This window comes from Streptomyces hyaluromycini (assembly GCF_002217755.1).
Classification (GTDB): domain Bacteria; phylum Actinomycetota; class Actinomycetes; order Streptomycetales; family Streptomycetaceae; genus Streptomyces; species Streptomyces hyaluromycini.
The window spans coordinates 1,647,300-1,670,235 of sequence record NZ_BCFL01000016.1 but is presented as its reverse complement, the minus strand read 5'-3'; the positions used below and the strand labels follow the sequence as shown (position 1 = coordinate 1,670,235).

The window sequence follows — 22,936 nt, the reverse complement described above, 5'->3', positions numbered from 1 at the left end:
GGAACTCATGCTGACCGATCAGGAGGCCGCGGCCCTCGGCTGCGTCGACGAGGCGGCCGTCGGCCGGACCCTGCTGGAGCTGATGGCGGTGCCGAGCGTGACCGGGAGCCCGGCCGAGTCGGAGCTCCAGCATCTGCTGGCCGGCCGGCTCGAACGCCTCGGCCTCGATGTCGACCTGTGGTCCATGGACCTGCCGGCGCTCCTCGCCGACCCCGGGTTCCCGGGCCTGGAGGTGGCGCGGGACGAGGCGTGGGGGCTGGTCGGGCGGACGCCCGGGGACGGCGACGGGCCGACGCTGATCCTCCAGGGGCACGTGGACGTCGTACCGCCGGGGGACCCGGCCGCCTGGCAGGGCGATCCGTTCGTGCCGAGGGTGACGGGCGATGTCGTGCACGGGCGCGGGGCCTGTGACATGAAGGCCGGGCTGGCCGCGCACCTCGCCGCCCTGGCCGCGATCCGGGCGGCGGGCGTCCGCCTGCGGGGCCGGGTGGCCGTGCACTTCGTCGTGGGCGAGGAGGACGGCGGTCTGGGGGCCTTCGGGACCCTGCGCAGGGGGTACGACGGCGACGCCTGCGTGATCACCGAGCCGACGGCGGGGACGCTGATCACGGCGAACGCGGGCGCGCTGACGTTCCGGCTCTCCGTGCCGGGCAGGGCGGCGCACGCCAGTTCGCGGGACGCCGGGGTGAGCGCGATCGACGGATACCTCGCGATCCACCGGGCGCTGGCCGACCTGGAGCGGGCCCGCAACCACGCCCCGTCGCCCCTGATGGCCGAGTACCCGATCCCGTACGCCCTCTCGGTCGGCACCCTGCACGCCGGCGACTGGGCGAGCAGCGTGCCGGACCTGCTGACCGCCGAGGGCCGGCTGGGGGTTCGGCTGGGCGAGGAACCGGCGGACGCGCGGGCCGAGCTGGAGCGGTGCGTGGCGGAGGTGTGCGCGGCCGACCCCTGGCTGCGGGAGCACCCGGCGACGGTGACCTGGCCGGGCGGGCAGTTCGCGAGCGGGCGGCTGAAGGACGGGCATCCGCTGCGGGAGACGGTGCGGGACGCGTGCACGGACGCCAACGGCTGGGCGTCCCGGCCCCGGGAGCGCGGGGCGCCCTACGGCAGCGATCTGCGGCTGTACGCCGGGGCCGGGATCCCGACGCTCCAGTACGGGCCGGGGGACGTGCGGGTGGCGCACAGCGCGCAGGAGCGGGTGTCGGTGCCGGAGGTGGTGGCGGTGGCCCGGACACTGGTGGTGACGGCGCTGCGGACGGTGGGGGTCGAGTAGAGGGGCAGGGCATAGCCGTCGCCCTACCGCTTGCCCCGCAGCGCCCGCACCGCCTCGGTGGACGGCGGTGAGGATCCTCGCCCTGTCCTTCGAGTCGACGTCGCCGCGCGCGGTATCCGTTCCCGGTCGAAGCCGGTGGCGGGGACTGGCCGGAGGTCCGGGAGAACCTGGTCGGACCGCTGTTCGCCATCGCCCATGCCATGGCCATGGAGGCGACCGACCTGCCGTCGACCGTTGTCGAACACGTGGGTATCCCGGACCCCTTGGCGGCCGAGCCGCTGCTGAGCGCTGAACGAGGCCAAGTGGAGGCTGAACGGGGACGCCCTCGGCCTCCGGGCGACCTTCGACCACTCGGCCCTCGATCCGGAGATCCTGTGTAAGAGCTGAGCAAAATCTGTTGCCAGTCTGTTTGCTTGCTGTTCATTCATTCTGGCCGAATTGGCATGGACATGGATGATCTGCTCTCTCGAGGTCCACACCACCTGGGGGAATCGTGCGCCCTGCCGCCGTACGGGTCCGGCTCGTCTTCGTTCTTGCGCTCGCACTGCTCACCGGCCTGCTGGGCCCGAACGTGGGGCACGCCGGTGCGTCTGCGGTGGTGTCCAAGCCGCTGCCGCCCGGTGTGGTCTCCGCGCCGGCCAAGCCCGACCCGAACCGGCCGACACAGAGCCGCGGCAAGCCGGGAGACGCCTGGCACAAGGCGCTCGCCCGCTTCGACGCCGCCGAAAAGGCCCAGAAGACCCGGCACGCACCGGTCCGCGTCCCGGCGTCCCCGGCCGACCGCAAGGCCCAGCGGAAGCTCGCCGCCCTGCGTGCCGCCCACCCGCTGCCCAAGCGGCCCCCCTATCTGAAGGGGCCGACCGGCAGCCGGAGTCCGTCGGCGCGTCGGAGCACGTTGAGCACGGCGACGACCAACGCGTGCCTCAACGAAGGCCCCGTGCCCCCGGACCCCACCCCCTACCGCGCCACTTACGCCCCCGAACAGCCCTTCGCGGTGCGGCCCGCATACGACGTCAACGGCGCCATGTGGGTCACCGTCAAGAACACCTCGACCAAGGACTGGGCGGCCAACTCCGTCATTCTGGGCTACCACCTTTACCGGGGGGACCAGAGCGCCTACGACTGCAACGGCTACGGCACCCAGATCACCGTGGCCGTGGCCCGAGGCCAGTCGGTCCGGGTCCTGGCCAATGTGGAGGAGCTGCCGGCGGGCGCGTTCAGCATCGTCTGGGACGCCAGACTGAACACCGACGCCTCCGACACCTGGTTCTCCACCCACGGCGTCCCGGTGAGCGCGGCCTACGCGTTCAACGTCCCCCACTCCGCGCCGAGCGGCGGCAGCCTGGTCTACCCGCGGTGGGGCGAGACCGTTGCCACGCTCACCCCGCAGATGGAGTTCGTTCTCGCGGCGGACAAGACCCAGCCGGTGCAGTCCGAGTTCGTGGTGTGCGAGGACCAGGAGGCAACCAAGGGCTGCCACGACTCGGGCTGGCAGGACGTCACCATGGGTGACGGCTTCCAGGCGGCCGCCCTGTGGACGGTGCCGCCGGGGTGGCTCAAGTGGAACACCACCTATTTTTGGCGGGCCCGGGCCAGGGACTCCCTCACCGGGCTCTGGTCGCCGACGAGTCCTTTCACCCCCGTGGTCACCCCGGCCGCCTCCCAAGGCTCCCACTACGGCGTGGACCCGGCCACCCTCGACCCGGCCGGGGTGAACCTCTTCGCGGGCAACTACACCCATGACGAGACCGACCTCAGCGTGCCGGTCCCGGACGGGGCGCAGCCGCTGGCCGTGGAGCGCGTCTACAACTCCGTCAACACCGTCAACGGCGCGTTCGGCACCGGCTGGTCCTCGATCCTGGACATGGCGATCGACCCCACCTCCGAGGGCTGGGTGCGGGCCTCCTTCAAGGACGGCAAGCAGATCCAGTTCGGCAAGAACCCGGACGGCAGCTGGGCAGCGTCGTACGGCGAGGGCGACTCGGTGAAGTACGAGGTGGAGCACGACACGGGCGTGCCCTGGCTGCGGTTCAAGGACGGCTCGTCGGCCGAGTTCTCGCCGACCGGCGGCCACCAGCCCGTGAAGCGGTTCTACGCACCCGACGGCAGCCAGCTGTACTTCGGTGTCAGCGGCGGCCACATCACGGAGATCGACGAGGGCCCCTCCCAGCGGTCGATCTTCCTGACCTGGACCGGCAGCCATGTCACCGCGGTGTCGGCGGGCCTGGCCTCCGGCGAGCGCTGGAACACCTGGAAGTACACCTACACCGGCAACCAGCTCACCCAGGTCTGCGACGCCGAGCCGACCCCGCGGTGCACCAGCTACGCGTATGGCGCCACCGACTCCTCCCACACGGTGCCCCGGCTGACCCAGATCACCCGACCCAACACGGCCGCCGTCACCAAGCTGACGTACAGCGGCGACCGCCTCTACACCATCGCCTATCCCTCGGACCTGGTGAGCGGCGGCTGGGACACCTGGTTCTACCGGCGTATCAACCCGCCGAGCGGCGACACGAACGCCTCGGACGTCATCCACACCACCGATCCGACCGGCGTCGACGTCTACTACGAGTTCGACGCCCACGGCAGCCTGCTCTCCCGGTGGACCGGCGGGACCACGCCCACCCACGGCGACATCCGCAGCTGGCAGTACGACAACATCGGACGGGTCGCCGCCCTGACAGACGAGAACGACAACATCACCGAGTACCACTGGGACAGCATCACCGGCCGGCTCCAGGACCAGAACCGCAACCGGGACACCACCGGCACGATCGTCAACACGCACTACGAGTACGACTCGACGCCGTACGCCAACACCCTCTCCGTCGCCGACGGCAACCACCACGCCGTCACCATGACCTACAGCGGCGAGCGCCTGAAGACCCGTACCACCCCGCCGACCAAGGCGGCGCCCAACGGCGCGACGACCACGTACGGCTACACCTGTGACTCCGGCACCCAGCCGCCGGTGGTCAACGACCCCGCCGCACCCGTCGGCAGCGTCCAGCCCTGCGGCCTGCTGGCCACCGTCACCGACCCGGACGGACACGTCACCCACTACGGCTACGACCGCTTCGGCGACCGCACCCTGGAACAGCTGCCCACCGGCGGCACGGTCAACAGCTACTTCGACAGCCACGGCCTGATGAACCACCAGACCGTCTCCGACACCCCGGGCGGCTCCGGGTACACGACCTCGTACACCTACGACACCCACGGGCGGGTGCTGTCCGCCATCGGCGACACGGTGCACAGCCCGACCTCGAACCAGGACCACCAGCTCCAGGTCTTCAACACCTACGACGCGGACGGAAACCTCGCCTCCGCCTCACGGGTCGACTACCTCGGCCTACCCGAGGAACCCAACGTCACTCGCTACCAGAGCTACGCCTACGACGCCCGGGATCACCTCACCAGCACTACCCAGGACGGCCACGTCCTGTCCCATCAGCTCTACGACGGGGTGGGCCACGTCGCGGACTCCTGGGACGCCAACAACATCCATTACCACTACACCTACGACTCGCGCGGCCAGCTCAGCTCCGTCGCCATCCCCGCGTACACGGACACGCCCGGCCAGAGCGGCGCCGCCACGCGCAGCGTGCGCTTGAAGGCCTACGACTACGACAACGCGGGCCGCCTCTCGGACTTCTGGGACGCCAAGGGCCACGTCGTGTCGTACACCTACACCCACGACGACCTGCTGAAGTCCGAGACGTACATCACGCACGCCGACCCGGACAACCCGGACTCCACCCGGGACGTCCCGCTGCACTCGTACACCTACGACCTGGCCGGCAACCTGCTCAAGGACGTGGAGGGCGGCGGCAGCGACGCCCGCACGACGACGTACGGCTACGACGACGCCAACGAGCGCACCTCGACGACCGTCGACCCGGACGGCTTGAACCGCACCACCGCCTACAGCTACGACAAGGCGGGCCTGCAGACGGGCACCACGGTCTCCGACGGCACCCGCACCGAGTCCACCAGCCAGTCCTACGACCCGGTGACCGGTGCCATGACGCAGTCGGTGGTCCACAACGACGTCACCGCCGACCTCGTCACCACGTACACCCGGGACGCCTTCGGCCGCGTCCTCACGGTCACTGACCCGCGCCAGAACACCACCTCGTACACGTACGACCCGATGGGCCGCACCTCGACCGTGACCGGACCCGCGGTGCCTGTCGAGGACGGTTCCGGCGCCGGGGCGACGATGACCAGGCCCGTCAGCAAGTACGGCTACGACGCCTTCGGCGAGTCCGAGGGTTTCCGCGATCCCAAGGGCGGTGGCACGGGCTTCACCTACGACACGCGCGGCAACCTGACCGACGTCATCAGCACCGACGGCTCGTTCGAGCACCGCACCTACGACTACGCCGGGAATGTGCTGTCCGAGACGAACAGCGAGTCCGGCCGCAGCGACTACACCTACGACGCCCGCAACCGGGTGCACACCGCGACCCGCTGGAACCGGGACACGAACAAGGCCGATGGCGCCCCCGCCACCTACGCCTACGACGACAACTCCAACCTGCTGTCGGCCATCTCCTTCACCGGTGCCCAGACGCTGAGCACCTACGACGACATGGACCGCCGCCAGACCCTGGACGAGGTCGTCCGCAACGGCACCGCCACCCCCGACCAGGAAATCACCCAGTACCGCTACGACGACTTCGGCGAGCCGACGCACAGCTGGCAGACGATCGACGGCAAGGTCTTCGAGTCCCGCTCCGGCTACAACGCCGCCGGTGAGCTGAGCTCCGAGTCCGAGACCGGCCGCGGCACCACGAACTACCTCCACGACGTCGCGGGTCGGCTCACCCTGGTCACCGATCCGCTGCAGCGCTCCACCGAGACCGACTACGACCTGGCCGGTCGCCGCACCGCGGTCATCGCCAAGGACGCCGACGGCAACGAGGTGGCCCGCACCGACTACACCGTGGACCCGGCGGGCAACGTCACGGCCGTCAAGGACCCCAACAGGAACGTCTGGCAGGCGAGTTACGACGCCGGCAACCGGCTCACCGCCCTGACCGACCCGGCCCCGACGGCCGCGGACGGCACGGTCGCCGCCAACCCGGTCACCACCATCGGCTACGACGTGCTCGGCGACGCCACTCGCGTCACCGACGCCGACCAGCACACGACGTACCAGACGTACGCTGGCAGTTGGCTGCAGACCCGGGTGGAACCCGCCACCAGCGCCCAGCCGGCCGCCGCCGACCGCACCTGGACCTACGAGCACAGCTCCGGCGTGGGCGGCCGCCTCACCAAGGTGACCGAACCCGGCGGCGTCTCCACGTCGTACACCTACGACACCTACTACCGGAACACCGGCCAGACCGGCACCGGCGGCGCAGGCGGCACGGTGAACCGGTCGTTCGGCTACGACCTGGACGACCGGCCGACCTCGATCGGCACCCCCGGCGGCACCGAGAACTTCACCTACGACGACCGCGGCCTGCTCACCGGCAGCAACGGCGCCCTGGGCACCTCGACATACCACTACGACTCACTGGGCCGGCTCACCTATCAGCAGGACCCGGCGACGTCGGTGTCCTACGGCTACAGCGGCCTGGAGGACGTCGGGAGCGTCTACGACGGGCTGACCGGCGCCAGCGTGTCCTACACCCGGGACACGGCCGGCCAGGTCAAGAAGATCACCGGCAGCGTGCCGGGCGAGGGCACCTACTACCCCGCCCAGGACCTCACCTACGACGGCCTCGGCCGCCTCACCTCCGAGACCGTCACCCCCGACGCCCCCTTCCAGGACCAGAAGAGCACGCTCTCCTACACCTGGGACAAGAACGGGAACCTGAAGACCGCCACCCGCACCGGCCGCTACATCGCCGCGGGCACCACCAGCTACGACTACGACGAGGACAACCGGCTCGTCCGCTCCTCGACGGACGGTGCCACACCGACCGGCACCGACTACACCTGGGACGCGGTGGGCAACCGCACCTGGACCACCCCGTGGTCGGGCAGCGCGCACACACCGACCGGTGCGACGACGGCGGCACAGTACGACGAACGCAACCGCCTGACCCGGTCCGCCGCCAACGGCGGCGACACCACCGGCTACGACTGGACCCCGCGCGGCACCCTGGCGAAGACCACCACGACCATGGCAGGCGGCGCGACCTCCGCCGCCGCGTCACTCTTCGACTCCTTCGACCGCCTGGTCGGCGACGGACAGCACACCTACTCCTACGACAGTCTGGACCGCCTCCTGTCGGTCTCCGACGGCATGACCACCCGTCAACTCGGCTACGGCGGGCTGTCGAAGGAGCCTGACAGCGACGGCAGCTGGACCTACGCCCGCGCCGCGGACGGCACCCTGCTGTCCGGCAAGCCGGCCGGCGGCACCGCCATGCCCCTGGTCCAGGACGTGCACGGCAACGTCGTGGCCTCGCTGGACACGACCTTCGGCGACGTGTTCGCCTCCCGCGCCTACGACCCCTTCGGCAAGGTCACCGCCCAGTCCAACGCGGCGACCATGACCGTCGGCTTCCAGGGCAGCTGGACCGACTCGACCACGGGCCGGGTCTCCGCCGAGTCCCGCTGGTACGACCCGGGCAGCGGCACCTTCGCCTCGGCGGACACCGCCCCGGTTCCGGTCACCGACGCAACCTCCACCAACGACTACCTGTACGGGAACGCCAACCCGACCAGCCGCCTCGACCCCGACGGTCACATGTCGCTCACGGACGTCGTCAGCGGGGTGAAGAACTGGACCCAGGCCCAGTTCGACGACGAGTTTTGGTCCATGGCCCGGAACTACGGCTCCGAGGCCGTGGGTGCCGCCGCCGAGGCCGCGGGCGCCGTCGTCGAGGGCGCGGAGGTCGTGGCTGGGGCCGCCGCCACCGTGGGCGCCGGCGAGGTGCTCCTCGTGGTCGGCGGCGTCGTGGTGGTCGTCGCCGCGTCCGCCATCCTCTACGACGCCGCCACCGGGACCGCCACCTTCGACGCCTCCGCCATCCGCACGCCCGCGGTACCGCCGCCCCCGACCACCACGGTGCCGCCGCAGCCGCCGCATCCCACCAAGCCCGTTGTCACCAGCACCAAGCAGCAAACCAGCACCACCAGCTGGCAGACCACCAGTAAGTGGCTCGATGACGGCTACCTCTACACGCGCACCGACTACTACAGCTACACCACCACCCAGCAGTGGACGTACTACGACAACGGCACCACCGCCTATCGCTGGTGGCGCAGTCCTACGCGCCACCGCTGGACCACCGAACGTCAGCCGATGATCGACCTCGATCACCCGATCAGGATCGCCGACGCCGCCCCCCGCAAACCGACCGCCCCCACCATTACAGCCGCCGCCGACGACAGCGCCACCTGCGGCAGCCAGGGCTCCAGCACGAACAGCTGTATCGCGGGCGTCCGCGGCGGCGGACTGCCACCGGGTGCCGGGGACGGCGGCGGCGGATTCTGTGTCGGCGGTCTGCTCGGATTCAGCTGCTCGGCGAGCGGCAACCTCCTCGACATGGTCACCGGCGCCGTGGCCTGCGGTCTCGGCGACGCGGTCCTGGGGTCGGTGTGCCAGGGCGGCACGGACAGCACGGATGACACGGCGGGCGGGCAGTGCAGCTTCCGCGCCGACACGCCGGTCCTGATGGCGGACGGGAAGACCAAGCCGATCGGCGAGGTAAAGCCGGGCGACGAGGTGGAGGCCGCCGACCCCGGCACCGGCGAGCACCGCGGCACCCGCAAAGTCACCGCCCTCCACCGCAACCTCGACAACGACCTGGTCGATGTGACCGTCCACACCCCGGACGGCCACACCGAGACCCTCCACACGACGTCGCAGCACCCGTTCTGGGACGAGACCGACCACGCCTGGGTCCCGGCGGCCGACCTCAAGCCCCACGACGCCCTCGCCACCGCGGACGGTCACAAGGCCTACGTCGTCATCGTCCGTGGGACCCCCGGCGCCGGCGAGCGGTACAACCTCACTGTCTCCCAACTGCACACCTATTATGTGCTGGCGGGGGAGACTCCGATACTCGTTCACAACTCGGGGCCGTGCAACGTAGTTGTGGGCAACGGGGCCTCACTGGACAACCTCACTGGATCCGAGATCGCTAGAATCCAGAATGCGGCAGACCGTATCGGCCATCCGATCTCCGTCGTGGGGAGTCGCGCGACGGGGAATACTCACGCACTGTCCGACTGGGACTACGTGATCACTGGGATCAACAGCAGGACCAAGCACTCCGTCAAGAGCTCTCTGCCCCAGGGGTCGATAGAACTCGGCCGTGGCGGAAGAATTGACATCTTCACCTGGGAGCTCGCCGAGGGAGCGCCGCACATCACCTTCTACCCGCGAGGATGAAATGACTGAGGTTGAACTACTCCAGGAGACGGTGGCCTGTGCGCTTGTCCGACGCTCAAGCCGCAGATTCCCAGGACTGCTGGTACAAGGGGACACCCTCCGATCCTTGAAGGGTGTGGCCGACGAGTTGCTGGAAGAGCTGAGTTCGGGCGATTCCGAGAATGCCAGGTACTCGGCTCGGGAACTTCAAGAAGGGCTTGCCGAGTTCGTCGCGCATTACGAAGAGATGATGCGTGCGGCTGGCTGTAAACTGCCATATTGAAGGGCGTCCGTAGTTATGCTGCCCGGACTCGTTATGACCCCCAGGGCACCGTGAGGAACCCCTCCGCCCGTGCGCTCGCCAGACCGATCCTCGGCAGGTCGCTGCTCTTCGTGAAGAGGATGTAGCGGGGCTCCCACACCGGGCGGTACTTGGCGTTCGCGCGGTACAGGGACTCGATCTGCCACCAGCGGGAGAAGAACGTCAGGGTCGTGTGCCAGAGGCGCAGGACCGGGCCCGCGCCGAGGCGGGAGCCGCGTTCGAAGACCGAGCGGAACATCGCGAAGTTCAGGGAGACGCGGTCGACCTTCAGCTCGGCGGCGCGGAGGAGGAGTTCGACGACCATGAACTCCATCAGGCCGTTCTCGGAGTCGCGGTCGCGGCGCATCAGGTCCAGGGAGAGGCCCTGCTCGCCCCAGGGGACGAAGCTGAGGAGGGCGCGGGGGGTGTCGTCCGCGTCCCGGCACTCCAGCATCACGCAGCGGCCGTCCGCCGGGTCGCCGAGGCGGCCGAGCGCCATGGAGAAGCCGCGTTCCGTGGCGCCGTCGCGCCAGTGGTCGGCCCGGTCGATGAGCGCTGCCATCTCGTCCGCGGGGATGTCCTCGTGGCGGCGGATGCGGACCGTGTAGCCGGCGCGGTGGACCCGGTTGTGGGCCTGGCGGACGACGCGCATCGCGCGGCCCTCCAGGGTGAAGTCGGCGATGTCGACGAGCGCCTCGTCGCCCAGTTCCAGGGCGTCCAGGCCGTGCCGGGCGTAGACGGTGCCCGCCTCCTCGCTCGCGCCCATGACGGCGGGCGTCCAGGCGTGCTGCCGCGCCTCCGTCAGCCATGCGTCGATCGCGCCGGGCCAGGCCTCCGGGTCGCCGATCGGGTCGCCCGAGGCGAGGCTGACGCCGCCGACGACGCGGTAGGTGACCGCCGACTTGCCGGTGGGGGAGAAGATCGCCATCTTGTCGCGGCGCAGCGCGAAGTAGCCGAGGGAGTCGCGGGCGCCGTGCTTGTCCAGCAGGCACCTCAGCTTCGTCTCGTCCTCCGCGCTGAGCAGGCGGCGGCCGCGCGGCGAGCGGAAGCCGGCGTAGAGGACGAGGCAGAAGGCGGCGGCGAGGAGGACGTTGATGACGATGTCGGCCCAGCGGGGGGCGTGCACCGCGGTGACGTGGTCGGCGAGCGGGCCGACGCTGACGCCCCTCAGGAGGGTGTAGGCGATCTCGTCGGGCAGGGTGGCGCCGGGCAGCTTGTTCGTGGCGTCGACGAGGAGGGTGCCCAGGCCGCCGGTCACCAGGACGCCGGCGGCCCCCACCGCCAGCGCCGTCTTCGGGTTGGACGGGTCACCCACCGCGTTGAACTCCCGGCGGCTGATGAGCAGCGCGGCCACGAAGAGGCCGGTGAGGGCCGCCGAGACCCAGTTGAAGGCGTGGGCGCGGTACTCGTGCTGGGTGAGGGCGAGGACGTAGAGGGCGAAGAGCGGGGCGGACAGGAGCAGGTTGACCACCCAGGCCGCGCGCTTGCGGCGGCGCATCACCAGGACGAAGAAGATGGCGAGGGCGGCCGAGACCAGGCCCGCCGTGGCCAGGTACGGGGTGAAGAACTGGCCGCTGTGGTGCGCGTGCTGCCGGTGCAGGTGCAGGGTGATGCGGCCGTTGTTGTGCTCGTCGACCTCCTGGCGGAAGGGGAGCGACATCACCGCCACTATGTTCAGCACGGCGATCGCGCGCAGGTACCAGACGGTGAAGTCGGCGGCCCGCCTGCGCAGCGTGCCGCCGGAGGCGCCGGAGGGGGCGCGGAGGGCGGCGGAGACGCGGGTCGGGATCAGGGTCGACAGCTGTGCGGGCATGGGGACCGGTCACCTTGGGGACGGGGAGCGGGTTGACGGAGGGCTGACCCTACAGTCTGTAAGGTAACTGTGGGAGACGAGGGAGGGATCCGCCTCGGTCGGGAATACGGTGTGAAAGGGCGTACGGCCTCTTACGGACCCACCGGAGCCTGCGCCCGCGCCCGTTCCCGCTCCACCCGCCGCCGGGCCGCCAGCATCCACGCCAGGTTGCCGATCGCCGCCCCGGCCGCCACCGCCGCCACGATAACCCCGCCGGTCGCCAGCCCGTCGCTGAACAGGTGCGGGCGCCGGTCGAGGGCCTGCAGACCGAAGCCGGACAGCTCGTACACGCCCACCGCCGCGACCAGCAGGCTCGCCACCAGCACCGCCACCGTGGGGGCGAGGCCGCGCCGCGCCTCCTGTGTGTCCGTGCCCTGCATGGAGTACCCCCGTGAGCTGACGAGCCGCCGTGGCCGATGGGGAACCTACAATACGTAGGGTCCGGATAGCCTCAGGACGTGCGTATTTTCATCAGCGTGGACATGGAAGGCATCACCGGGCTCGTCGACCGGGACGATGTGCAGCCCGGCGGCCGGGACTACGAGCGCGGCCGGTCGATGATGGCCGAGGACGTGAACGCGGCGGTACGCGGGGCGGTGGCAGCCGGCGCCACGGAGGTGCTGGTCAACGACGCCCACGGGCCGATGCGGAACCTGCTCCCCGAACACCTGCACCCCGCCGCCCGCCTGGTGCGCGGCAAGCCGAAGAAGATGCTCATGCTGGAGGGGCTCACGGCGGAGCACGACGCGGCGGTCTGTGTCGGATACCACTCCCGGGCCGGGGCCCTCGGTGTCCTCAGTCACAGTTTTATGGGCCACGAGATCGAGGACATCTGGCTGGACGGGAGGCCCGCCGGGGAGATCGGGCTCGCGCACGCCACCGCCGCGGCGCTCGGCGTTCCGGTCGTGGCACTCACGGGTGACGACGCGGCGTGCGCCGAGATGACGGCCTGGGACGAATCGGTCGTCACCGCGCCCGTGAAGTACGCCCGGGACCGGTTCGCCGCCGAGCTGCGCCCCGCGGAGGAGGCCCGCCGGGCGATCGAGGAGGCGGTCATGGAGGCCCTCTCGCCCGCGCCGAAGCGGCCCGCCGCGCCCGAGGGCGAGTCGGTGCTCGCCGTGCGCTGGCAGTCCGCCTCCGTCCCCGCCGTCCTCCTCGGCATCCCCGGCGTGACGGCCGTGGACAGCCGTACCGTCCAGGCCCGAGGTCCGCTTCCCGCCCTCTACCGCCAGTTCGGCGTCTGGATGCGGGTCGCCTCCTCGCTCACCGACCAGCCCCCGTACTGCTGAGCCCGTTTCCCGGGCTCAGCCGAACCGGCCCGCCACGTAGTCGGCCGTGCGCTGGTCCTGCGGGGAGTTGAAGACGGCCTCCGTGTCGCCGTGCTCGACGATGCCGCCCGGGGTGCCCTGCTCCGCCAGGAAGAACGCGCACTGCCGGGAGACACGCGCCGCCTGCTGCATGTTGTGGGTGACGATGACGATCGTCACCTGCCCGGCCAGGTCGTGGATGGTCTCCTCGACGCGGCGGGTGGAGGTGGGGTCCAGGGCCGAGCACGGCTCGTCCATGAGGAGGACCCGGGGGCGGACCGCGAGAGCCCGCGCGATGCACAGGCGCTGCTGCTGGCCGCCGGACAGGGCGCCACCGGGCTGACGGAGGCGGTCGCGGACCTCCTTCCACAGACCGGCGCGGGTCAGGGACTCCTCGACCAGGACGTCCTTCTCCCGGCGGTTCACCTTGGTGCCGGTCAGCTTCAGGCCCGCCACCACGTTGTCGTAGATCGACATCGCCGGGAACGGGTTCGGCTTCTGGAAGACCATGCCGATCCTGCGGCGGGCGTCGGTCAGCCGCCAGGACGGGTCGTAGATGTCCTCGCCCTCGAAGAGCACCTCGCCGCCGAACTGCGCGGACGGGATCAGCTCGTGCATCCGGTTGAGGGTGCGCAGGAACGTCGACTTGCCGCAGCCGGACGGGCCGATCAGCGCGGTGACCTCGCCCGAGGGCATGGTCAGCGACACCTGGCTGAGCACCTGGTGGGAGCCGAACCAGGCGGAGACGGCACGGGCTTCGAGCGTGGCCGGTGCGGGTCCGTCCACCACGGCGGGGGGGAGTACGACGGTGTCGGTCATCTCGGCAGTCACGGCAGTCTCAGCGGTCTCGGCAGTCTCGGTCATTTCGGTCACTTCAGTTACTTCGGTTGCTTCAGACACTTCACTCACCTCGGTCACAGCAGGTTCGGCAGCAGTTCGGTGGTCCGCGTCGCGACCTGGAGGCCGAGCACCGCGACGACCGGGGCGAAGACGATCCACGTCTGGTGGCGGCCCCAGCGGTGCCAGGTCCAGACGGCGGCCACGGCGGTGAGCAGCAGCGCCTGCAGCCACATCACCAGCGGCCACGGCACCCCGGAGGGGCGGGCCAGCGGTTCCTCGGAGCTCGGCAGGGTGCCGGCCCGGATCACGGCCGACGGGGTCTGGAACGTGTCGGAGACCAGGTCGGCGTCGACGCGCAGCACCCCGGAGGGGATGTACTTGGTACCGGTGGCGGTGATGAGGACCAGCCGGCTCTTGCCGGAGGCCAGCGCCGTCGGCGCCGGGTCGCCGGCCCGCCGTACGTCGATGACCTGGAACTTCGCCTTGCCCTGGCCGGTGGTGACGGAGAACGTGTCACCGGTGGCGAGCTGGGAGAGCTTGCCGAACGGGCCGCCGTACGCCGCCGCCCGGCCCATCAGCACGCTGGTGCCGGCCTGGCCGGGCATCGGGGTGTCCCGGCGGTGACCGGGGCCGTCGGTCATGACGGAGGAGTCGGTGCCCTCCAGGACGACCTGGCTCAGGCCCAGCTTCGGTATGTCGATGAGCGCGACCGGAGTGCCGGGCGCCAGCAGCTTGCCGTCCTGGTCGGTCTGCGCCACCGGGGCTGTGCCCAGGGCGAGTTGCTCGCGCAGCTGGTCGAAGTCGGCGTGCTGGGCGGAGTGTTCCTGGGCGCCGCTGAACACCAGCAGCTGGGCGGTGATGCCGAGCAGCAGGGCGGCGAGGCTGAGCAGTCCGCCGCGCGAGAGGTGGCGGACGAAGGTGAGGCTGCGGACGGGCCTGCGGGGCACGGCCGGAGCCAGGGTTTTCGGTGTCGGTACGGCGACGGTCATGGCGGCCCGCCTCCTTCGAAGAATCAGTGAGGGGCCGCCGGGAGCCGTACGAGGCTCCCGGCGGGCCCGTCAGACGGTCACTTGGAGGTGATGGTGAAGTTGGCGCCGGTCTTCGAGTTCACGGTCGAGGAGCCGACGTAGAAGGCGTGCAGGGTGTGCTTGCCCTTGGCGAGCTTCGGCAGGGTGATGGTGACCTTGCCGCTGCTCAGGGTGCCGGTCGCGATGACCTTGGTGCCCTGGTAGATGCGGACGGTGCCGGTCGGGGTGGTGCCGGTCGCGGTGACCTTGACGGTGACCTTGGCCTTGGCGGTGTGGCTCACCGAGGTCGGGGCGGAGGTGGAGACCGCCGCCGACGCCTTGGTGATCTTCAGGGAGACGGTCGTCGAGGACGCGTTCAGGCTGGTGCTGCCCGCGTAGGAGACCGACAGGGAGTGCGTGGCGACCTTGAGGTGGTTCGACAGGCCGATGGTGACCTTGCCGGACGAGTCCAGGGTGCCGGTGCCGAGGACGGTGGTGCCGTCCTTGACGGTGACCTTGCCGGTCGGCGTCACGCTGTGCGTGTCGGTGACCGTGACGGAGACCTTCGGGGTCTTGCCGTACGCGGTGGTGGCGGTGATGGCCACCGTCTTGCTCGCGTACTTGACCGAGCCGGTCCAGGTGGCCGCGGCACCGGTGCCGTTGACGTTGTTGGCGGTGACCGCGGCGGTGTAGGTGCCGGTGGCCAGGCCGGTGAAGGAGTACGACGTGGTGGAGGTGTCGACGTCCTTCGTGGCGACGACGCCGCCGTCCGCGTCGGTCAGCGTGATCCGGTAGTCGGTCACCGGCATGGCCGGGACGGTGCTGCTCGGGGTCCAGCTGAGCTTGAGGCTCGCGTCGCCGATCGTGGACTTCAGGGTGGGCGCGTTCGGAACCGAGTGGTCGAAGGAGCTGGACTCCTCCAGGCCGCCGAGCTTGGCGTGCTTGGCGACGGAGATGGAGCCGTTGTAGGACTCGTTGACGAAGCCGAACTTGGCGATGACCGACTCGGCGGCGTCCGACGCCAGCTCGGCGGTGTGGCTGCCGCTGGTGACGAAGACGTCGTACAGGTCCTTGTCGTAGAAGATGCTGGTCGGGTCGATCGACCGGCTCGGCACGACGTTGTAGACGTCACGGCCGAACGTTGCGTTCTCGTAGTAGGCGTTGACCGGGGCCAGCTTGCCGTTCACCGTGGTGATCGGGCTGGTGGCACCGTCGTCGCCGGGCAGCTGCACGGAGGCCAGGTGACCGCCGGCGGCGGCCGCCGTCTTGCTGTAGTCGGGGGAGACGCCGTTGTTCTGGGCGATCCAGGAACCGACGGAGAACGGGACGAGCGCGCCGTCCTCGGTGAGGGCTGCGTTCGCCTGGTTCTCCTGGACGACGCCGATGCTCGCGGGGACGTCGCTGTCGGCCACGCCGATCGCGTTCAGGAAGAACTTGCGGGTGCCGGAGCCGGACTGCGGGATCTTCGGGTGCACGGTCTGGCCGTTCACCTCGGTCAGGCGGCCGATGTAGATGTCGTGCAGCTGCTGCACGGTCAGGGTGTCCAGCCCCGAGCCCTTGACCGCGACGCCGACCGCGTCACGCGCCATCGGGATGTAGGTGAGCGCGGTGCCGGAGGCGGACGGACCGCCGGAGGAGCGGGCGAAGTCGACCTGGCCCTTGACCGAGGCACCGGAGGCGTCCAGGTCACCGGTCAGCGACTCGCTCAGGGCGGTGCGGCCGGCGCCGGAGCCGTTCGGGCGCAGGAAGGTCGTGCCGCCGGTGCGGGTGGTGATCTTCGTGCCGGTGGCGCCGGTGCCGGGCTGGATCGCGTCGTACGACGCGATGCCCGCGCCGTTCGTCGACTTCACGGCGGTGGCAGAGTAGCTGGTGCTGTTGACGGTGTCGCCGGCCAGGGCGTTGAGCACGTCCTGGGTGGTGTCCGAGCCCACGCCGACCAGCTGACGGAAGGCGCCGGCGTCCGGGTCGGCGACCGCCGGGCTGGCGAGGGCGATGCCGCCGGCCACCACGGCCGCGGCGACGAACGCCGCCTGAGAGCGCAGTCTGCGCATCGAGAGTCTCCTGACGAGAGCTTGCTAGCTGGGGTGTTGCCAGAGGATCTGGCAGGGTGGTGCGGGCCGTCCGCCCCGACTGCCTTTCGGGGCGGACGGCCGTCTTCGGGAACACCGGGCGGTGTTCCGGTCGGTGGGGAGCGCCGGTCAGGCGCTCGGGGTGTGGGGGTGTGGGGTTACGGAAGGCGCCGTCGGAGTCGTTTGAACTGCTCCGTCAGCTCCGACAGTTCAGGCACGACAGTCACGCTCCGCCCGCCGGGCAGCGGGAGGCGCAGCGGCAGCCGCAGTCGGCCGCCGCCCGCGAAGGGCGCGCCCACTCCGGCGACCGCGCCGAGAGCGGCCCCGACCGGGACGGCGTACCGCAGTGGGTTGGCCGGGTCGGCCGGGGTGTTGCCGGCCGCGGTGGTCTCCAGTGCCTTGCCGCCGTCGAACGACGCCTTGGCGCTGGGCGTGGCACTCGCGCCGCCTCCGGTACCTGTACCGGCGCCGCCCGTGGTGCCACCGGTGTTCCCGGCGCTGCCCGGGGCGCCGCCACCGCTGGTGTCGGTGCCGCCGCCGTCGGCCGAGCCGCTGCCCGTGGACGTCGGACCGGTGTAGTCGAGGAGCGCGTCGGCCGCCTTGACGGTCTGGGCGCGCAGCTTCTTCGAGAGCGGGGCGTAGCCCTCGGGCAGCCGGCCCGGGTCGGCGCCCGGCGTCTGGCCGGTGGCCGAGGCGTACCGCAGCAGGGCCGCGTAGTCCTGGCGGGCCGCCTTGGTCACCTTGCCGGGACGGACCGCCGCGTAGACCAGCTCGGCCAGCGGGTAGGCGTCCTTCGCCGTGGCGTTCGCCGGGGTGATCTCGGCGACGCCGGAGCCGGTGGCGGTCGCGGCGGCCGCGGTCAGGCCGGCCGTGGTCGGGGCCACGTACTTGCCCGCGGAGTTCTTCAGCTCGGCCGTCTGGAGGCCGTAGCGGGCGGCCGAGGCGGCGTCCGTGATGGTGATGACGAAGCGCGAACCGACGATCTGCGGGCCCGCGGTCTTGTACGCGGGCGGGGTGGCCAGCGGGTCCCAGGTGGACTTCCACAGGACGTCCGCGCGGCGGGCGTGCAGGGCGCCGGCGTGCATGTCCTCCACATAGGGGTGGAAGTCGATCATGCACTGCTTGTTCGTGGCGGGTGCGTCCGAGCCGGGCGGGACCGTGCACCACGGGTCGCTCTTCGGGTACTCGTCGGTGTTCGACGGGTCGAAGGAGATGTTGAGCGGGTTCAGATCCGCGTTGGTGCTGTAGTACGGGTTGACCCGCATGCCGTCGTCGTCGGGGACACCGGCGAGGAACTGGCGGGCGTCCTTGTCGGCGTAGATCCACTGCCAGATCGCGCGGGCGGTGTCGGAGTGGCCGAGCGAGGTCAGCAGGTCGGTGTCGGTGGCCGGGGTCTCGGCGACCGACAGGTACGCGAACTCCGGGTTCAGCGCCAGGAACTCCGGGTCCGTGGCGAGCCCGGACGGGTTCTTCTTCGCCCAGCCGTATCCCTTGGCCGCCGTGCCGTTGATGACCGAACCCCAGGTGGAGCTGCGGTACGACTCGGTGAGCAGCTTGGCGACCAGTCGGGGGTTCAGCTTGATGGACTCGACCTTGGTGCCGTCGAGTTTCTCTTCGGACGCGGGTGCGTCGGACGAGGCTCTGCGTTCGATCGTGAACCCGATGACGGCTCCGGAGAGCGCGACCGGCGCGTACGTGGTCGTACCCGACGGGGCCGGCGCGGCCGGATCCGCCCCCAGTTTCCGGGTGGTGAACGCGAGTCCGGAGGAACCGTCCGCGATCACCCGGGACCGGGTGTCCGGCTCGCCGAGCTCGGTGTAGCCGAACACCTTGCCGACCGAGCAGAGCTGGGCCTGCCAGCTGGTCATCGCGTCGGCGGCCAGCTCGCTGCCGGTGGTGGGGCGTTCGTCGGCGCCGAGGGCGCAGTTGTTGCCGACGCTGTTGAAGTCCAGCTTGACCGCGATCCGGTTCTGCCAGTTGGTGGAGGAGACCGGGGAGCCCGCGTTGACCTGGCTCTTGTCCGCGTAAGGCTTGCCGTCCAGGTCCAGGTGGCCCTGCGGGACGATCACCAGCCAGCAGGAGCGGGGCTTGGTCACGCCGTCGGTGGTGACGGGGATGCCGCAGCCGAGATGGGGTGCCTCGTTGGCCGTCTGGACCTCGAAGAACTCCTTGCCGGTGCCGCCGGCGCCGGTGCGGGCGAAGTCGATCTCGTTGGTGGTGTTGTAGCTGTAGAAGGCGTTGTTCTGGGTGTTCGTGGTGATCGTGGTGCCGTCGACCGACTTGAAGGGGACCTCGCCGCCGGCGTTCGGGTTGGCGGCGCCGTACCGGTTGTCCTGGCCGTAGTTGGTGGGGTCGGCGTTGTAGAAGACCTGCCGGGTGTCGTCCTGGCCGTTGCCCGGCCACGTGGAGCGGCCGGTGGTCGGCGAGGCACCGTACTGGCACTGGGTGCGAGCCGGGCCCGGGTTGGCCGGGACCGTGCCGTCGTCGTCGCCCCAGCACTGCATGATCTGCACGAAGTCGGTGTTGAACTGCGTGCCCGCGAACGTGGTCGGCGTGCCGCCGGTCCAGCTCACCGTGACGGCCTGGCTGGTGAGGTTCTTGGTCTGGCTGACCGTGAACTTCATGTCCTTGAACTCGCCGCGCCCGGAGACGGTCACGGCGGAGCCGGTGGCCGCGGTGGCGGTGGGAGCGGTCTGGGCGACCGCGAGTCCGGCGAGGGCGCCGACGGTGGCGCCGGCCAGCAGGCGTATCAGCGCGTTGCGTATCCGGGTGCGTCTCATCGCGAACTCCCGTCGTCGGAGCGGCTGTTGCCGGTGCCGGTGCCGGTTCCGTCGGCCTTGGTTCCGACCAGGCGGGAGACCAGCGAGGGCAGCAGGAGCAGGCCGAAGACCAGGACCGCGGCCAGCAGCATCAGCGTCTGGGTGCCGGTCCAGCCGTGCCCGGTGGCCACGGCGACGGGCTGGGCGAGGGCCACCGTGCCGTCGGCGCCCGTACCGGTGCCGCCGGAGGCGGAACCCGTAGCGTCGCCGGGGGAGATGGTCTGGCCGGTGTCGGGGTCGACGGACGGCTGGGCGCTGCCGCCGCCGGCCGAGCCGGAGCCGTTGCCGCCGGTGGTGCCGCCGCTGGTGCTGGTGCCGGTCGAGCCGGTCGAGCCGCCGGAGGAACCGCCGCTGCTGCTGCCGGAGCCGGTGGTGGCGCCGCCGCTGCCGCTGGTGCAGGGCGCGGCGCCCTTCTTGTCACAGGCGGCCGGGTAGGGCGCGGTCTGCGCGAGCTTGTTCTCGCCGTTGGCCGTGAAGGTCGGGTTGTTGCAGTTCTTGATGTTGATGTTCTGCGCCTGCACGCCCGGGATCCGGCGGATCTGGTCGAAGCCGGCCCGAACGAGGTTGATCGGGAGCGGCGAGTACCCGAGCTTCGGCGCCTGTTGCTGGCCCTGGCACATGAAGTAGTACGAGAACGCGCCGAGCGTCTTGCCCTTGGCCTTGGTGAAGGTGCCCTGCACCTTCAGCGGCAGGATCATGTACGAGTAGCTGGACAGCGGGTAGTTGCGCCGGTCGGAGTCGTTGTAGACGCCGTCGAGCTGCTGGGTGAGGTAGTCCGCGGAACTCTTGTTGGTGTTGATCTTCGCCTTGAGCAGCGAGACCGCCACGTTCTGCGGGGTGGGCTCGGTGTAGTAGCCCGCGTGGTTCAGGATCTTGGCGACCGGGTAGTGCGCGTTGAGCGCGTACGAGTAGTTGACGTACCCGATCGCGCCCTCGCCGTAGTTCTGGGCGACGTAACCGGCGACGCCGAGGTCACCGGACTGGGCGATCATGCCGGAGACGGTCGGGTAGTACGACGTCTGCCCGCACGCCCCCGAGCGGCCGACCTTGGCGCAGTAGGCGTTCCACAGCGCCTTGTGCTGGTTCGCCATCCACATCGTGAACTGGGCGGTGGAGCCGGAGCCGTCGGAGCGGACGACGGGGACGATGGTGCGGTGGGGGAGTTGCAGCCCCGGATTGTCGGCCTTGATGACCGGGTCGTCCCAGGTCTTGACGACCCCGGTGAAGATCTTGGTGACCACGTCGCCGGAGAGGCGGAGGTTGGTGACCTTCTTGCCGTTGACGGTGAGGTGGTACATGAACACCGTGCCGCCGGCCACGATCGGCATGTAGGCGTACGACCCGGAGGCCGGGCGCTCCGCCGCGCTGCCGTCGGTGGGGTTCGTCTGGAACGGGATGTCGGAGACGGCGAAGTCGACGGTGCCCGAGAGGAACTGGCGGCGGCCGTCGGAGGAGCCGGTGCCGGCGTAGCTGATGCGCATGCCGTACTGGTTGACGGCGCGACGCCATTCGTCGACGGCGTTCTCGGCCCAGGTGGAGCCGGCGCCGGCGATGGGGGTGTAACTGTCGGCGACGGCCGGAGTACCGGCGATGGTGCCGAGGATGCCTATCAGTGCGGCCAGGATGCCCAGCCGTCGGAGGGCGTTGATGACTTGGCTGGACATCAGTGACTGTCTCCTGTTGCGAGGTCTTCGTTCCCACCCGCACCACCCGTGACAGTTTCGTCGTCGGGTGCGAGTGGCCCCTGTGGGGCGGATTCGCCGTCGGCGGGTGCGGGCGCGTTGTCTGCGGGGGATTGCTCGCCGTTGTCGGCCGCGGGTGCGTCGGGGCTGGGCGCGCCGTTCCCCGCGCCCCTGGGTTCGTTGCTCTCGCCGGAGTTGTCACGGTCGCCGGTCTCGAACAACTCAAGTCCCGGCGTGTGGAGTTCGGCGAACCTCGTGGTGTCCCGGCGGGACGCTCGCACCGCTCGCCGCGCCTGGCGCTTGTTCTGGTGGCCGGGGCCGCGGCCGCCGATCACGCGGGCAATGACGAAGAGGACCAGGACCAGCGCCATCAGGACCGCCGCCGCGCCGAAGCCGCGCGCGATCATCGTGGGCTCGGGGGACTTGACGAAGTTGAAGACGGCCAGCGGGAGGGAGACCATCGGGCCGCTCGTCGGGTCGCCGTTGAGCGCTGCCGTGAACCCCGCCGTGAGCAGGACCGGCGAGGTCTCGCCGATGCCGCGGGCCGTGCCGAGGATGACGGCGGTGGCCAGGCCCGAGCGGGCGGTCGGCAGCACCACGTGCCACACCGTCCGCCAGCGCGGGGCGCCGAGCGCCTCGGACGCCTCCGTGAGGGTGCCGGGCACCAGGCGCAGGACGACGTCCGCCGCGCGGATCACGATCGGGAGCATCATCACGCTGATCGCGAAGCCCGCCGCCAGACCCGACTTCTGCATGCCGAGGTTGAGGATCCAGACGGCGTACACCATCAGGCCGGCCACGATCGACGGCAGCGCGGTCATCGCCTCGACGATGGTGCGGACGAAGCGGGAGAAGCGGCCGGGAATCTGGTTCAGGTACACCGCGCAGGCCAGGCCCAGCGGCACCGTGATCGCCAGCGCGATCGCGATCATGATGAGCGTGCCGAGCATGGCGTGCGCGATGCCGCCGTGGGTCAGCGGGTCGAGGGGACCCGCCGCCTGCATGTCCTGGGTGAAGAAGTTGGCGTGCGGCAGGGCCTCCCGGCCGCGCCACGCGGTGAAGCCGACGACCATCGTGAGCGCGGTGAACATCAGCCCGCCCGCCGTCCACAGGACGACGGTCATCACCCGGTCCCGTACCGCCTGCCCGTCCTCCTCAAGCCCTGTCAACACCGCGTAGATACCTAGGAAAGAGAGGTATGCGGTGATGAAGAACCCCAATGCGCCGGAGAACGGCGCGAGTTCACCGAAGAGCAGGACGGTGACGCACAGCCCGGAGGCGGCGGCGCCGAACACCGACAGCACACCGGAGCGGGTGACCCCGCCGATCCGGCGCGGCACGTCGGGGAGCGCGGCGGCGGCGGCCACGGCGGTGTCCGCGGTGTCTGCGGAAGCGTCCTCGGGGGCTTCCTGCGGGACGCCCTTCTCAAGGTCTACGACGGTCAT

12 protein-coding genes and 1 pseudogene are annotated in these 22,936 nt (G+C 70.6%); 5 read left to right on the top strand and 8 right to left on the bottom strand.

Translation table 11 applies throughout. From position 1 onward, the window contains the following. Window positions 1-7 precede the first annotated feature (7 nt). The 4 genes and pseudogenes from SSP29_RS07805 to SSP29_RS61525 all read left to right on the top strand — a co-directional run bounded on the left by SSP29_RS07805 (window position 8) and on the right by SSP29_RS61525 (window position 9,897). Window positions 8-1,276, top strand: coding sequence for an ArgE/DapE family deacylase (locus SSP29_RS07805; protein WP_089099681.1), 1,269 nt, complete (start codon window positions 8-10; stop codon window positions 1,274-1,276). A 137-nt stretch (window positions 1,277-1,413) separates the two neighbouring features. Further along, a pseudogene (locus SSP29_RS61530) lies at window positions 1,414-1,656 on the top strand (HD domain-containing protein); the annotation flags it as partial. A gap of 113 nt (window positions 1,657-1,769) precedes the next feature. Next, a complete protein-coding gene (locus tag SSP29_RS07800; RefSeq protein WP_089099680.1) occupies window positions 1,770-9,635 on the top strand; it encodes an RHS repeat-associated core domain-containing protein in 7,866 nt (2,621 codons plus the stop codon). Window position 9,636: 1 nt separating this feature from the next. After that, complete coding sequence (locus tag SSP29_RS61525; protein WP_438363777.1) at window positions 9,637-9,897, top strand: DUF6959 family protein; 261 nt, start codon at window positions 9,637-9,639, stop codon at window positions 9,895-9,897. Window positions 9,898-9,928: 31 nt separating this feature from the next. Here the strand turns inward: SSP29_RS61525 and SSP29_RS07795 are convergent, their stop codons facing one another. Continuing rightward, window positions 9,929-11,728: a phosphatidylglycerol lysyltransferase domain-containing protein gene (locus tag SSP29_RS07795; RefSeq protein ID WP_089099679.1), complete on the bottom strand. Its 1,800-nt coding sequence runs from the start codon at window positions 11,726-11,728 to the stop codon at window positions 9,929-9,931. A gap of 131 nt (window positions 11,729-11,859) precedes the next feature. After that, the gene (locus SSP29_RS07790) at window positions 11,860-12,147 is read right to left on the bottom strand and encodes a hypothetical protein (RefSeq protein ID WP_089099678.1); all 288 of its coding nucleotides are present in this window, start codon (window positions 12,145-12,147) and stop codon (window positions 11,860-11,862) included. Between the two features lie 78 nt (window positions 12,148-12,225). Here SSP29_RS07790 and SSP29_RS07785 point away from each other — a divergent pair, with 78 nt between their 5' ends. Then, window positions 12,226-13,056 (top strand): M55 family metallopeptidase, encoded by an 831-nt coding sequence (locus tag SSP29_RS07785; protein ID WP_089099677.1) that lies wholly within the window; start codon window positions 12,226-12,228, stop codon window positions 13,054-13,056. Between the two features lie 15 nt (window positions 13,057-13,071). Here SSP29_RS07785 and pstB read toward each other — a convergent pair whose 3' ends face one another. The 6 genes from pstB to pstA form a co-directional block, all read right to left on the bottom strand. After that, a complete protein-coding gene (gene pstB, locus SSP29_RS07780) occupies window positions 13,072-13,893 on the bottom strand; it encodes a phosphate ABC transporter ATP-binding protein PstB (protein ID WP_089099857.1) in 822 nt (273 codons plus the stop codon). Between the two features lie 95 nt (window positions 13,894-13,988). Further along, window positions 13,989-14,903 carry a sortase gene (locus SSP29_RS07775; RefSeq protein WP_089099676.1) on the bottom strand — a complete coding sequence of 305 codons (915 nt, stop codon included), beginning with the start codon at window positions 14,901-14,903 and terminating at the stop codon, window positions 13,989-13,991. Window positions 14,904-14,980: 77 nt separating this feature from the next. After that, on the bottom strand, window positions 14,981-16,972 hold the full coding sequence (locus SSP29_RS07770; RefSeq protein WP_089099675.1) for an Ig-like domain repeat protein: 1,992 nt from the start codon (window positions 16,970-16,972) through the stop codon (window positions 14,981-14,983). Window positions 16,973-17,148: 176 nt separating this feature from the next. Beyond that, window positions 17,149-19,770 carry a hypothetical protein gene (locus SSP29_RS07765; protein ID WP_089099674.1) on the bottom strand — a complete coding sequence of 874 codons (2,622 nt, stop codon included), beginning with the start codon at window positions 19,768-19,770 and terminating at the stop codon, window positions 17,149-17,151. Further along, the gene (locus SSP29_RS07760) at window positions 19,767-21,473 is read right to left on the bottom strand and encodes a substrate-binding domain-containing protein (RefSeq protein WP_089099673.1); all 1,707 of its coding nucleotides are present in this window, start codon (window positions 21,471-21,473) and stop codon (window positions 19,767-19,769) included. Before SSP29_RS07760 ends, SSP29_RS07765 begins: the two co-directional genes overlap by 4 nt. Continuing rightward, window positions 21,473-22,936: a phosphate ABC transporter permease PstA gene (gene pstA, locus SSP29_RS07755; RefSeq protein WP_089099672.1), complete on the bottom strand. Its 1,464-nt coding sequence runs from the start codon at window positions 22,934-22,936 to the stop codon at window positions 21,473-21,475. The genes SSP29_RS07760 and pstA overlap by 1 nt, the downstream gene beginning before the upstream one ends.

What these genes read in the sequence shown, in the direction of transcription:
- SSP29_RS07805 (WP_089099681.1), top strand. Translation starts at nt 8, where the DNA reads ATGCTGACCGATCAGGAGGCCGCGGCCCTCGGCTGCGTCGACGAGGCG.
- SSP29_RS61525 (WP_438363777.1), top strand. Translation starts at nt 9,637, where the DNA reads ATGACTGAGGTTGAACTACTCCAGGAGACGGTGGCCTGTGCGCTTGTC.
- SSP29_RS07795 (WP_089099679.1), bottom strand. Translation starts at nt 11,728, where the DNA reads ATGCCCGCACAGCTGTCGACCCTGATCCCGACCCGCGTCTCCGCCGCC.
- SSP29_RS07790 (WP_089099678.1), bottom strand. Translation starts at nt 12,147, where the DNA reads ATGCAGGGCACGGACACACAGGAGGCGCGGCGCGGCCTCGCCCCCACG.
- pstB (WP_089099857.1), bottom strand. Translation starts at nt 13,893, where the DNA reads ATGACCGACACCGTCGTACTCCCCCCCGCCGTGGTGGACGGACCCGCA.
- SSP29_RS07775 (WP_089099676.1), bottom strand. Translation starts at nt 14,903, where the DNA reads ATGACCGTCGCCGTACCGACACCGAAAACCCTGGCTCCGGCCGTGCCC.
- SSP29_RS07770 (WP_089099675.1), bottom strand. Translation starts at nt 16,972, where the DNA reads ATGCGCAGACTGCGCTCTCAGGCGGCGTTCGTCGCCGCGGCCGTGGTG.
- SSP29_RS07765 (WP_089099674.1), bottom strand. Translation starts at nt 19,770, where the DNA reads ATGAGACGCACCCGGATACGCAACGCGCTGATACGCCTGCTGGCCGGC.
- SSP29_RS07760 (WP_089099673.1), bottom strand. Translation starts at nt 21,473, where the DNA reads ATGTCCAGCCAAGTCATCAACGCCCTCCGACGGCTGGGCATCCTGGCC.
- pstA (WP_089099672.1), bottom strand. Translation starts at nt 22,936, where the DNA reads ATGACCGTCGTAGACCTTGAGAAGGGCGTCCCGCAGGAAGCCCCCGAG.